A 12374-nucleotide genomic window follows, 5' to 3' on the forward strand; every position below is an offset into this window, starting at 1 on the left:
GGCTGCCCACCCGCCGACGGCGCCGGCAACACGTCGCGCGCCCGGCGGCGCCGGCATCCGGTCACGGTCGGCCGCTACTGTCTGCCGGCCGCGCCGGCGATGTTCTCGAGCATGCCCGCGAAGATCACCCGATGGAACGGGACCAGCGAGTACCAGTACAGCCGCCCCGCAACACCTTTGGGCAGGAAGACCGCGCGCTGCCGGATCCGTGTGCCACCCGCGGGCAGGGCCGTCAGCTGCCATTCGAGCCACGCGCCGCCGGGCGCACGCATCTCCGCCCGCAATCGCAACAACTCCGGCCGGTCGATCCGTTCGACACGCCAGAAGTCCAGTGCGTCACCGGTGTGCAGGGTGTGGGGGTGGCGGCGACCCCGCACCAGACCGACGCCGCCGACGGCCCGGTCGAGCCAACCCCGCACCGCCCACGCCAGCGGGAACGAGTACCAGCCGTTCTCGCCTCCGATGGCCTCGACCACCGCCCACACCGATGCGGGGTCACTGGCGCAGTCGAGGTGACGTTCGTCGACGAACGCCGTCGCACCCGCCCAGTCCGGATCGGAGGGCAACGGGTCGGCGGGCGCCGACGACGCGTTCGCCCAGGTCGTTTCGACGTCGCCGCGCTCGATGCGCCGCAACGCCAACCGCACGGCCTCCCGGTAGCCGGTCAGCCCGCCCGGCAGGCGCGCGATCAGCTCGTCGACGTCGTGGTCGCGCATCACGGCGTCCGTGCCGACCGACTCGATCAGGGCCCGGCCCAGGCTGGGCGGGATCGGTGTCACCAGCCCGATCCACAGCCCGGCCAGCCGTGGCGTCAGCACAGGCAACACCAGGATCCGTCGCCGTCGCAGCCCCGCCACCTCCGCGTACACCTGCATCATCTCGCCGTAGCGCAGGATGTCGGGGCCGCCGATGTCGACGACCCGGCTGCGCGGCAACGACGCGGTCGCGGCGCCGACGAGATAGTGCAGCACATCTCGCACCGCGATCGGCTGGATCCGGTTGTTCACCCACCGCGGAGTCGTCATCACCGGCAGCCGGTTGCTCAGATGGCGGATCATCTCGAACGACGCCGACCCGGATCCGATCACCACACCGGCCTGCAGTACGAGCGTCGGCACCGCGGAGGCGACGAGGATGCGGCCCACCGCGGCCCGGGACCGCAGATGCGGCGACAACTCACCGGTCTCCGGATGCAGCCCGCCGAGGTACACGATCCGCCCGACCCCGGCGTCGCGGGCCGCGGCGGCGACGTTGCGCGCGCAGCGCTGCTCGACGTCCTCGAATCCGCCCCGGCCGCCCATCGAATGCGCCAGGTAGTAGAGAACGTCGACGTCGCGGGATGCGCGCCGCACCGATTCGGCGTCGTCGAGGTCGCCGCGCACCACCTCGACGTCGCGTGCCCACGGCACGTCTCGCAACTTGTCCGGTGTTCGGGCCAGCACCCGCACCCGGTAGCCCGACTCGACCAGCTTCGGGACGAGCCGACCGCCGACATACCCGGTGCCGCCGGTGACGAGGATGCGCGTCGACCCGGTCACGGTGAGACCGTGATGTGCCCGAGCTGATGGCGCAGCGACTCCTCGAGTCCGGCGCGGCGGAAGCGGTGCCCGGCCTGCTCCAACACACCCGGCGTGACGCGCTGGCTCGCGGTCGCCAACTCCCGGGCACCCTGCTCGCCGAGCAGCAGCCGCGGACCGAACTCGGGGACCGGCAGCAGCGCGGGCCTGTGCAGGACGAACGCGAGCGTCTTCGCGTATTCGCCCGCGGGGACGGGGGTCGGCGCCACCGCGTTCACCGGTCCCGACAACGCCGGATCGGTCAGCGCCCGGTGGTAGACGTCGACGAGGTCGTCGATGTCGATCCAGGACAGCCACTGGGTGCCCGAGCCGAGCCGACCGCCGAGCCCCGCCGCGAACAGGGGCCGCATCAGCCGCAGGGTTCCGCCCCGCGGTGACTGCACGATCCCGGTCCGGACCCGTACCACCCGCAGACCCGCCTCGGATGCGGGCGCGGTCGCGGCCTCCCAGTCGGCGACGACGTCCGCGAGGAACCCGTCACCGCGTTCGGAGTCCTCGGTGAGGGTGTCGTCGCCGCGGTCGTATCCGTAGACACCGATCGCGGACGCGCACACGAACGCACGCGGGCCGCCCGTCGTCGCGGCCGCGACCTCGGCGAGTCGTCGGGTCGGCCCGATCCGGCTGTCGCGCACCGCAGCCCGATGCCTGTCGGTGAACCGGCCCGCGATCGACGCTCCGGCCAGGTGCACCACCGCGTCGACGCCGTCGAGGAGGTCCGCGGCGGGAGCGTCCGGATTCCACTGCCGCTCGTCGGCGTTGCGAGGTCGGCGCCGCACCAGCCGCACCACACGGTGCCCACCGGTGGTCAGGAAGGCCGTCAACGCGGTACCCACCAGGCCGGACGCCCCGGTGATCGCGAAGGTCGACGGGACCGCGCCCCGCTCCCGCGCCTCGCGGTGCGCGGCCAGGTCGTCGGCGCACTGCCGATGCCGAAACAGGAACATCTGCCGGAGCAGCGCCTCCGGAACCGGGGTGTCCACCCGGTCGGTGATCCGCGTGAAGTCGTCGTCGACCTCGGTGAAGGTGTGCTCGTGTCGCCACGACAACGCCGCGCCCACCGGCAGCGACGCCAGGCCGTGGCGGGCGACGCGGTCCACGAACCGGTGCGGCGGATCGTAGGCACCGGGATCGTGCTCGGCGACCCACCGCAACCCGCCCGGCAACGACACCTCGGCGCGACCGTCCGCCAGGGACATCGACTCCGACACCATCGCCACCGGCTGCCACGGCGGCAACAGCCGTTGCAACGCCCCCGGACGGGCGTGCCAGTCGAACACCTCCCGGATCGACTCGGGCACAGTGGACGAGTACTCGATTCCCATCTCCGACTCCTTCCCCGGGGGCGCTTCCTCGACTCTACGGAGCCCGGCCCCCTGCCATCACCCCACGAACGTGAGCAACGACCACCCGACACCGATCGCCGTCGCCGCCGCGGCGAGGGTGAGGGGGACACCGAACCGCAGGAATGTTCGCGACGAGTATCCGCCGGGCCTCATCACCATCAGGTTCGACTGGTGGCTGTACGGGTTGAGGAACGTGAACGAGATGCAGGTGCCGATCAACGTCAACAGCAGCACCGGGTTCAGTCCCACGACCGCCGCAACCTCCAGTGCGATCGGAGTCAGGATCGCCGCCGCCGCGGCATTGGTGACCGCGTTCGTCAGCAGCGTCGTCCCGACCACGAACACCAACACCACCAGGAGGGTGTTGCCGCTCGCCAGCGCGAGGACCGCGTCGGACACGTAGCCGCCGAGACCGCTCTGGACGACGATCGTGCCCAGCCCCACCGAGCCCGCGATGATCGCCAGGATGTTCCAGTTCAACGCCCGAACCGCGGACCGGGGTGTCAGGACACCGGTGATCACCATCAGCACCGCGCCCGCCACCGCACACAGCTCCACCGCGGCCAGCCCGAACGACGCCGACACGATCGTCCCCACGAGAATGGCGACGGCGAGCCACGTCTTCGCGGTCTGCGGCGCCGTGCCCTCCAACTCCCGCCAGAGCGCCACCAACGGATTCTCGGCGAGCGCGTCGGCAGATTCCGCTGTGACCAAGCACAATTCGCCGGGCTCCGCGGGAGCTTCGCGCAGCAGGCCCGTCGTCTGCGCCGCGATCACCACGACGTCCTCGTCCTCCTCGAGGTCCCGCACCGATTTCTGCTCGCTCGTGGCGATCGCCACCAGGAACAGGCGCTGCGGAGCCAAACCGAAAACCGGGTTCCCCCACAGCATCCGCACACCACCCTCCGTCGAGCGGAACACCAGCGTGTCGCCCGCCTGCAGCGGCACGTCCGCGTCGACGTGGTCGCCCCACCGCCTGATCTCCACCAACTCGAACTCGGCCGTCGACGCCACCTCCATCTCGGCCGCGGTCCGGCCGATCGCGAGTGCACGCGCGGAGATCGGAATCTCCGCCTGCCAGGACAGCTCCCGCTCGTGGGAATCGGGTCGCCCACCCAGCATCCGCGGCGCCGTCACCATCAGCACCACCCAGCCGACGACCGCCACCGGAACCGCGATCGGTACGAACGAGAACATCGTCAGATGCACCCCGTCGGGCTCCGCGAGACCCGCGATCAGCAGATTGGAGCTCGTACCGATCAGCGTCGCCGACCCCGCCAGGGTCGTCGCGTGCGCGACCGGCAGCAGGAGTCCTCGCGCAGGAATGCCCGTGCGCTGCTGCAACTCCTTCGCCGCCGGAATCAGCATCGCCACGATCGGAGTGGTGTTGATCAGCGCCGACACCACTCCGACCGACGGGATCAGCCTGCGCAACACCTGCCCGGACGTCCGCACCCCGGACAACAGCAGGTGCGTAAGTCGGGACACCGCACCCGTGTGCAGCACACCTTTCGCGATCACCAGCATCGCGGCGATCGTGATGACACCACCGTTGCTCAGGCCCGCGAACAGCTCCGCCGGTGTCGCGATCCCCACGATGCCCGCCACCACCAGGGCAGTCGTCAACGCCAACACCGCAGGCACCGCGCCGGTCGTCATCACGACCAGGGTCACCACAACGATCAGAGCCGCGATCAACGCCATACGAGAGATCGTGTCAACTCGGGCCGCGATCCGCTCGGCGCGACGGTCCGCGTGTCAACCGATCCTGCGGTAACGATCGAGTGCGACCCGCCGTTCGTGCGCGTGGTCGACGATCGGCTCCGGATACCCCGGTGGTGGACCGTCCGGCAGGCTGTGCACCCGTTTGCCCGCGACACCGCGCAATTCGGGGACCCACCGACGCACGTACTCGCCTGTCGGATCGAACTTCTCGCCCTGCGCGGTCGGATTGAACACCCGGAAATACGGGGCCGCGTCGGTGCCGCAGCCCGCAGTCCACTGCCAGCCGTGCTGATTCGACGCGAGATCGCCGTCGACGAGGCGTTGCATGAAGTGCCGCGCCCCACGCCACCACGGCACATGCAGGTCCTTCGTGAGGAACGACGCGACGATCATCCGTACCCGGTTGTGCATCCACCCTTCCGCGAGCAGTTGCCGCATCCCCGCGTCGACGATCGGGAACCCGGTGCGGCCCTGCGCCCACGCCTCGAACGCGCGGTCGGCGTCCGCGCCGGTGTCGTGTTCGAGGTCGTCGAAGCGGTGGTTGTAATTGCCGCGCGCCGTGTCCGGGCGGTGGTGCAGCACGTCCGCGTAGAAATCCCGCCACGCCAACTCGCTCCGCAGTGTCGCGGCGGCGTCATCGGAGCGGCCCGCGAGATCGCGGAGCACCGTGCGCGGATGGATGCAGCCGAACTTCAGGTACGGGGACAGCCGACTCGTCGCGTCGAGGTCCGGTCGGTCGCGGTCGTCGGCGTACCCGGCGAGGTCGTCGTCGCGGAACTCCTGCCAGCGTCGCAGCGCCGCCGATTCACCGGCCGGGGGGAGAGGCGGCCCGGTCGGATCGTCGGCCGACGGGATCGGCACCCGCAACGCGGACCGGGCCGGGTCGATCCACTCGACGGTGCCCGCACCGGTGTCCGCGGGTGCGCGCCACCCGTGATCGAGCCAGGCCCGACGGAACGGCGTGAACACCCGATACGGCGTCCCGTCCGATTTCACGACCCGCCCCGGGGACACCGCGTACGGCGATCCCGACCGGATCAGCGGCACCGCGCCGAGCGCCCCCGCGACCGCCTCGTCGCGTCGCGCCCCGTACGGGCCGTGATCGGCGCTGACATGCACGGACGCGCCGCCGAACTCGGCGACCACCGCGGGCACCGCCTCGACCGGGTCGCCGTGGACGACCAGCAGCCGGCCACCCAGATCGTCGTCGAGAGCGCGCAGGCATTCGAACAGGAAGCGTTGCCGCGGCCCGCCCGACGGACCCAGCAACGCGTCGTCGAGCACGAACAACGCCACCGCGCTGTCCGCGTCGTCGGCCGCCGACAGGAGCGTGGGCAGATCGAACAGGCGCAGGTCGCGGCGGAACCAGACGATCGCGGATCTACTCATCCGTCCATTGTCGACGCTCGGGCAGCCCCGAGCCCGACACTGACTCACGCACGGCGAGCAGCGAACTCGCATCCGTCGACCAGCTGTGCAGCAGGTGCGCGGCGAGCCTGCCCTCGAGGAGCTCGGTGGCCTGGACACCGAACACGACGTCCGCGGCCAGTTCGGGTTCGGCGGCCAGCAACCCATCGACGACATCGCGGCGCAACACCTGCTCGTGCACGGCATCGGCCTCGATGTGCTCGGTGTAGAACAGCACGCACTCCGCCGGCGCGGCCATCCGCTCGAGCCCCGCGACCAGCGCCTTGGCGCTCGGCGGGGTCGTCGCCTCGGCGGTCGCGAAGTGGCCGACCAGCGCGCCCCGCAGACTGCGGTGCAGGCCGAACGTCGACACCAGGTTCACCGTCGCGAGGGTCTCCGGCGGAACGTCGTCCAAGTACCCGAGATAGCCGGTGTCCAGATCGGCCGCGCGCAGCAGGTCGGAGAACAACCGCGAGTGCATCCGCTCGCCGTCGCCGCCGCCGAACTCGTCGAACTCCACCGCGACGAACGCCGCCTTCGGCGGCCCCTGCAACCGGGGTATCGCCCACGCCAGCGGGTCCGCCTCCTTCAGGTGATAGATCGACCGGTGCGCGAAGTACTCCCGCATCTGGTCCCAGGTGCCCCGATCGCGCAGGTACGCCGCGACCGAACCGTCACCGGCCTCCGCGACCGACACCGCATCGAGTTCGGCATCCGTGTCGGCCCCGCCTGCCACCTCGGACCGCAGGCGCCGCAGAAATCGACGTTCCATCTGGCCCCGCAAGCGGATCAGGTCCGGATCCCATTCCCAGTCCGCGTCGACGCCGACGAACCCGCGGTAGTGGATCTCGTAGCAGACCTGCAGCGCCAGCTGCAGATCGCCGCCCAGCGGGTCGGCATGCTCGAGCCCCGGGTTCGGGCGCATCGATCCCGGCGGGCCGTCCGCGAGCGTGGCGATCACCCAGCACGACACGGGGCCGCGGGGCATCGGCAGGGTCCGGGCCCGCACATCGACATGCACCGCCATCAGAGGGACCTCCGCTCAGTGACATCCACAGGCATCAGTGATTCCGAAGCGCACTGATCAGCTTCGACTTGTTCATCGACGAGTATCCCGTCAAGCCGATCTCCTTCGCTCGCTTCCTCAGCTCGGGCACGGTGCGGTCCTCGTACGATTCGCCGTGCCCGCCCTTGCGCCCGACGCTGCTGCGGCCCCGCGCCGCGGCCGCATTGGAGATCCGTGCGGCCTTCTCCTTCGAGTCACCCTGCTTGCGCAGTTCCTCGTACAACTCCTGATCCTTCAGGTGCGGATCCGAACTGTTCCTCGGCACGGTGTCCTCCTCGCTGTCGGGCGGATCTTCCCGATCTACCCACCGAACGGGATCGGGAAACGTGGATCCCGCCGTCAGGCCGGCACCCACGCGGTGTCGCGGTCCCACGCGCGATGCGCCGCCACGGCCTCCGCGAAGCCTGTGAACAGGGCCGTCGGCAGATCGTCGCCCGCCGCGGCGGAGGTGACCACCCCACGCTCGGCGACCACATCGGTGCCCTCCGCGAGCCGCTCCCGGAATCCCAGTGTCCGAAGCAGGTCGACGCCCGCACCGAAGGCCGCGACGGGCTTGAGGTGCCGGTACGCCTCGGTGACGAAGTGCACCGCGTAGCCGTCCTCGGTGAGCGCTGCGACGCTCGACGGCCCGCACGGGAGGACGACGGCGTCGTAGAGCACCGACCCCATCGTGCTGATCGCCCGATCGACCCGCAACGAGCCACCCGACCCGCCGGTGACCGTGCCCTCGGTCGGTCCCAGCAGCTCGATCACCGCACCCTGTTCCTCGAGGGTTGCCTGCAGCCGCTGCACACCGACGACATCGACCCCGTCGGCGACGAGCACCGCGACCTTGCGGGTGGCGATCCCCGCGGGTTCGCCCCCGAGCTGCGACAGGGCGGGGGAACGGACGCCCGCGTCGAGGAGCAGGTCGTGGTCCGGCGCAGGCAGACCCACCTGCGAGGCCACCCGCTCCGCCAGTGCGTGGTCGACGAGGTTCAGCTGCGCGAGAACCCCGGCCCGGACGTCGACCGTCCGTACCTTCCCCAGTTCGAAGCCGAACGCGGCGACGATGTGGTTCTGCTCGACGTCGGACATGCTCGACCAGAACATCCGGGCCTGGCTGTAGTGGTCCTGGAAGCTGTCGGGCCGGATCCTGGTCCGCGGACCGTCCACCCGCCCGGAATGCGGCCGGAAGCCTTCATCTCCGGCGAGCGCCGGGCACCCGCCTCCGAGTGTGTTCTCCGTGTAGGCGGTACGGCCCTTGGGAATTCGCTGCTGCCCGTATCCGTCCTGCTGATTCGTCACCACGTCGGCGATCGGCCGGTTCACCGGGATCTGCGCGAAGTTCGGGCCACCGAGACGAATCAGCTGGGTGTCGAGGTAGCTGAAGTTGCGGGCCTGCAGCAACGGATCGTCGGTGAAGTCGATGCCCGGCACGAGGTTCGCGGTGTGAAACGCGATCTGCTCCGTCTCGGCGAAGAAGTTGTCCGGATTGCGGTTGAGCACCAGCTTCCCGACCGGTGTCACGGGCACCGTCTCCTCCGGGACCAGCTTCGTCGCGTCCAGCAGGTCGAACGGGAACGCGTCCTCGTCGGATTCCGGGATCAGCTGCACACCCAACTCCCACTCGGGGAACTTGCCGGATTCGATCGCATCCCACAGGTCGCGGCGGTTGAAGTCCGGGTCCTTGCCCGCGATCTGCTGGCACTCCTCCCACAGCAGCGAATGCACCCCGAGCGTCGGTGTCCAGTGGAACTTGACGAAGGTGCCGCGACCCTCGGCGTCGACCAACCGGAACGTGTGGACGCCGAAGCCCTGCATCATCCGATAGCTCCGGGGGAGCGCGCGATCCGACATCAGCCACAGCACCGTGTGCAACGTCTCCGGCTGCAGCGACACGAAGTCCCAGAACGTGTCGTGCGCCGACTGCGCCTGCGGGATCTCGTTGTCGGGTTCCGGTTTCACCGCATGGATCAGGTCGGGGAACTTGATGCCGTCCTGGATGAAGAACACCGGGAAGTTGTTGCCGACGAGGTCGTAGTTGCCCTGGCCGGTGTAGAACTTCGTCGCGAAACCGCGCACGTCGCGAACCGTGTCCGCCGATCCGCGGGATCCGGCGACCGTCGAGAATCGAACGAACACCGGCGTTTCGACCGTGGGGTCCGTCAGGAATTCCGCCGACGTGTAGCGGCCAAGCGCGTCGTCATAGGGGCGGAACACCCCGTAGGCGCCCGCTCCGCGCGCGTGCACCACCCGTTCCGGGATGCGTTCATGGTCGAAATGAGTGATCTTCTCCCGGAAATGGAAATCCTCCATGAGGGTGGGTCCACGCTGACCGGCGGTCACCGAATCGTCGGTGTGCGTGACACCGACGCCCTGTTGCGTCGTCAGGTGACCGGACGACCTGTCCACCCTCGCCTGGTCGAGGCGTAGGTCCTTCTCGTTCCTGCCCGAGTCGTTCCTGTCGACCATCCCTGGCACCTCCCGAATTCGAGTCGCATGGCAGTGGTGGCGTACCCGGAGTGGTGCCGGGCCAAACCCGGCGACGCCTGCCGGGCAATGCGGCGACTACGACCCCTTCCGCTTCGCAGCACGCGCAGGCTTCTTCGCTGCAGGCTTCTTGGGTGGTGCCTTCTTCGATGGCGCCTTCTTCGGCCGGGACTTCTCGGGTGTGGCCCCACGGGACGCCTCGACGCTGCTCGCGAGCGCCTCGAGAAGGCTCGAGACCTCGTCGTCGGACGTGCCCGCCGCCGACGGGGGCGTCGTGGTGTCGCCGCCTTCGATCTTGTTGCGGACCAGTTCCTTCAGCGCCTGCTGGTACTCGTCGCGGTAAGCGTCCGGGTCGAAGACCGGTTCGGCCATGGCATCGATGAGTTGCGCTGCCATCTTCATCTCCTTCGCACCGACCTGGGGTGGGTCGGCACCGAGGAAGTCGAAGTCCGGGGTGCGCACCTGCTCGGGCCACAGCATCGTCTCGACGACGATGTCGTCCTTGTACACGCGCAGCAGGGCAAGTGACTCCCGCTGGCGGATGGCCACCTTCGTGACCGCGACCCGACCCGACTTGCCCATCGCGTCCCGCAGCATCACGAACGGCTTCACCGCCGACTTCTCCGGTTCGAGGAAATAGGTGCGGTCGAAGTGGATCGGATCGACGGATTCGATGGGCACGAACGCGAGAACCTCGATGGTGTGGGCGCTCGGCAGTGGCAGGCCGGCGAGATCCTCGTCGGTCAGGACCACCATCTGGCCGTCCGCCGTTTCGTAGCCCTTCCCGATCTCGTCGTACGGCACCTCCTTGTCCTCCGCCGCACAGAATCGACGATGCTGCACGCGAGACCCGTCCGGGATGTGTACCTGGTGAAACGACAGCTTCTGGTCCTGGGTGGCCGCGTACAACCGGATCGGGATCGCGACGAGCCCGAACGTGACCGTCCCCTTCCACATCGACCGCATCATTCACCTCCTCGCCACGACAGCCGGCCTCGGTATTCCCGTTCCGGCGCGCACCGAAACGGAACGCGTGGCACCGGCATCCGGACGCCCGATCACTGGCCCGGTCCCGGTTCTCGTGGTAGAACCGGAACTGGTTGAGAAAGCAGCCCCACGTCTCACAGCTCCGGTTGTCCGGTAGCCGAATCGACAGAAGGTCGCTCACCCATGACCCACGCTGTACCGGCGAATCACGCCGTCCCCGCGAACTACGGTGCTCCTGCGCCACTCGGTACGCGCCGCAGGCCCGATCGAGGCCGCCGAAACACCGCTCTCATCGCGTTGACATCCGCCTGTCCGGTCGGCATCACCGCCGCCCTCGTCACGGGCTCACCCGGTCTGGCAGGCCTCGTCGCTGCGGGAACCGCCGGCTGTGTCGCGCTGGCCGGCGTGATGATCTGAGAACCACCCCGCACGCCATTCATGTGGACGGCTACAGAACCGCGTGGTAGACCGAGTACAGATCTCGAACACGCGCGCTCAGCAGAACATCCTCGACAACAGCTGCGGAGGCGAACGACATGCGTGGAAAGAATCGCAAGAAGGACCTCCCCATCGACCAGGCCCACACCACCCGGGAACACCCCGGTGAGGCCATCGACGACTCACGGAACTGGCCGGGATACGGTCTGGTCTTCCTCGGCATCGCGACGATGGGAATGACCCTCGTCGCCGCCGGCTACGGATTCGCCGGCTGGGCGATACTCGGCGCCATCCTGTGTGTGCTGTTCTTCGTCGTGGGAGCGGGCATCGTGCTCGCAGAACATGCCCATGTGAAGCACCTGGAAGGACAGCATCTGACTGGTCAGCTCGGCCACTGACCAGTCCGGTGCCGTGCCGTTCTCGGCAGGCGTGACACGATCGAACCGTGACCGCACGAACGGGCAATGAGCAGCGCCTGCGCGACCTGGCGCTACTGCGGCGGGTCCGCGACCGCATCGACCGGGAATACGCGCAACCACTCGACGTGGAGGCCCTCGCCCGTCAGGTCAACATGTCCGCGGGTCACCTGAGTAGGCAGTTCCGGCTCGCGTACGGCGAGGCCCCGTACAGCTATCTGATGACGCGACGGATCGAGCGGGCGATGGCCCTGCTGCGGCGCGGCGACCTCAGCGTCACCGACGTGTGCTTCCAGGTCGGCTGTTCGTCGCTCGGAACGTTCAGTACACGATTCACCGAACTCGTCGGGGTGCCACCGAGCGCCTACCGGCGCGACGCCGCAATGGCGACCGAGGGCATGCCGTCGTGCGTAGCCAAGCAGGTCACCAGACCGATCAGGAATCGAGAAGCGGCGGTGACGAACGGCCCCTAGCGTGGATTCCATGAAACTCACCATCCACTCCAGCTTCCTTCCGCAGAACGACCCGGACGCCGCTCTTTCCTTCTACCGCGACACCCTCGGCTTCGAGGTGCGCAACGATGTCGGCTACAACGGCCTGCGCTGGCTCACCGTCGGACCGGCCGGCCAACCCGAGACGTCGATCGTCCTGTACCCGCCCGAGGCCAGCCCCGGCGTCACAGACGACGAGCGTCGGCTCATCAGCGAGATGATGGCGAAGGGCACGTACGGCAGCCTCCTGCTGGCGACCCCCGACCTGGACGGAACATTCGAGAAACTCGCCGCCGGTGACACCGAGGTGATCCAGGAACCGACCGACCAGCCGTACGGCGTGCGCGACTGCGCGGTCCGCGATCCCGCGGGCAACATGATCCGGATCCAGCAGGCGAGCTGACGGACCGGGCGCGCCCGATCGGACATACTCGTTCGCACAGCGTTCTCGA

Annotated in this window: 12 protein-coding genes; 4 read left to right on the forward strand and 8 right to left on the reverse strand. The window is 69.1% G+C overall.

Annotated elements, in window-relative coordinates; translation table 11 throughout:
- Positions 1 to 74: 74 nt before the first annotated feature.
- The 8 genes from FFS72_RS12590 to ku form a co-directional block, all read right to left on the reverse strand.
- A complete protein-coding gene (locus FFS72_RS12590) occupies positions 75 to 1538 on the reverse strand; it encodes an SDR family oxidoreductase (protein WP_137874257.1) in 1464 nt (487 codons plus the stop codon).
- Entirely contained in the window at positions 1535 to 2899 is a 1365-nt protein-coding gene (locus FFS72_RS12595) for a TIGR01777 family oxidoreductase (RefSeq protein WP_137874258.1), read from the reverse strand. Before FFS72_RS12595 ends, FFS72_RS12590 begins: the two co-directional genes overlap by 4 nt.
- Before the next feature lie 57 nt (positions 2900 to 2956).
- Positions 2957 to 4624, reverse strand: a complete 1668-nt coding sequence (locus tag FFS72_RS12600) for an SLC13 family permease (protein ID WP_137874259.1) — start codon at positions 4622 to 4624, stop codon at positions 2957 to 2959.
- A 54-nt stretch (positions 4625 to 4678) separates the two neighbouring features.
- Positions 4679 to 6034, reverse strand: coding sequence for a cryptochrome/photolyase family protein (locus tag FFS72_RS12605; protein ID WP_137874260.1), 1356 nt, complete (start codon positions 6032 to 6034; stop codon positions 4679 to 4681).
- Positions 6027 to 7079, reverse strand: coding sequence for an iron-containing redox enzyme family protein (locus FFS72_RS12610; protein WP_137874261.1), 1053 nt, complete (start codon positions 7077 to 7079; stop codon positions 6027 to 6029). The genes FFS72_RS12605 and FFS72_RS12610 overlap by 8 nt, the downstream gene beginning before the upstream one ends.
- 34 nt (positions 7080 to 7113) lie before the next feature.
- Complete coding sequence (locus FFS72_RS12615; protein WP_137874262.1) at positions 7114 to 7383, reverse strand: DUF7218 family protein; 270 nt, start codon at positions 7381 to 7383, stop codon at positions 7114 to 7116.
- A gap of 74 nt (positions 7384 to 7457) precedes the next feature.
- Positions 7458 to 9572 (reverse strand): catalase, encoded by a 2115-nt coding sequence (locus tag FFS72_RS12620; protein WP_137874263.1) that lies wholly within the window; start codon positions 9570 to 9572, stop codon positions 7458 to 7460.
- Positions 9573 to 9668: 96 nt separating this feature from the next.
- A complete protein-coding gene (gene ku, locus FFS72_RS12625) occupies positions 9669 to 10559 on the reverse strand; it encodes a non-homologous end joining protein Ku (RefSeq protein ID WP_249353268.1) in 891 nt (296 codons plus the stop codon).
- A 201-nt stretch (positions 10560 to 10760) separates the two neighbouring features.
- On the opposite strand from ku, the gene FFS72_RS12630 reads away from it, so the two are divergent.
- The 4 genes from FFS72_RS12630 (at position 10761) to FFS72_RS12645 (ending at position 12325) form a co-directional block, all read left to right on the forward strand.
- The gene (locus FFS72_RS12630; RefSeq protein ID WP_137874264.1) at positions 10761 to 10994 is read left to right on the forward strand and encodes a hypothetical protein; all 234 of its coding nucleotides are present in this window, start codon (positions 10761 to 10763) and stop codon (positions 10992 to 10994) included.
- Positions 10995 to 11113: 119 nt separating this feature from the next.
- Positions 11114 to 11413 (forward strand): hypothetical protein, encoded by a 300-nt coding sequence (locus FFS72_RS12635; RefSeq protein ID WP_137874265.1) that lies wholly within the window; start codon positions 11114 to 11116, stop codon positions 11411 to 11413.
- A gap of 47 nt (positions 11414 to 11460) precedes the next feature.
- Positions 11461 to 11904 (forward strand): helix-turn-helix transcriptional regulator, encoded by a 444-nt coding sequence (locus FFS72_RS12640; protein WP_137874266.1) that lies wholly within the window; start codon positions 11461 to 11463, stop codon positions 11902 to 11904.
- A 10-nt stretch (positions 11905 to 11914) separates the two neighbouring features.
- Positions 11915 to 12325: a VOC family protein gene (locus FFS72_RS12645; RefSeq protein WP_137874267.1), complete on the forward strand. Its 411-nt coding sequence runs from the start codon at positions 11915 to 11917 to the stop codon at positions 12323 to 12325.
- The last annotated feature ends 49 nt before the right edge of the window (positions 12326 to 12374 follow it).

It is taken from the genome of Rhodococcus sp. Q (assembly GCF_005503035.1).
In the GTDB taxonomy this organism is placed as follows: Bacteria; Actinomycetota; Actinomycetes; order Mycobacteriales; family Mycobacteriaceae; genus Rhodococcus_G.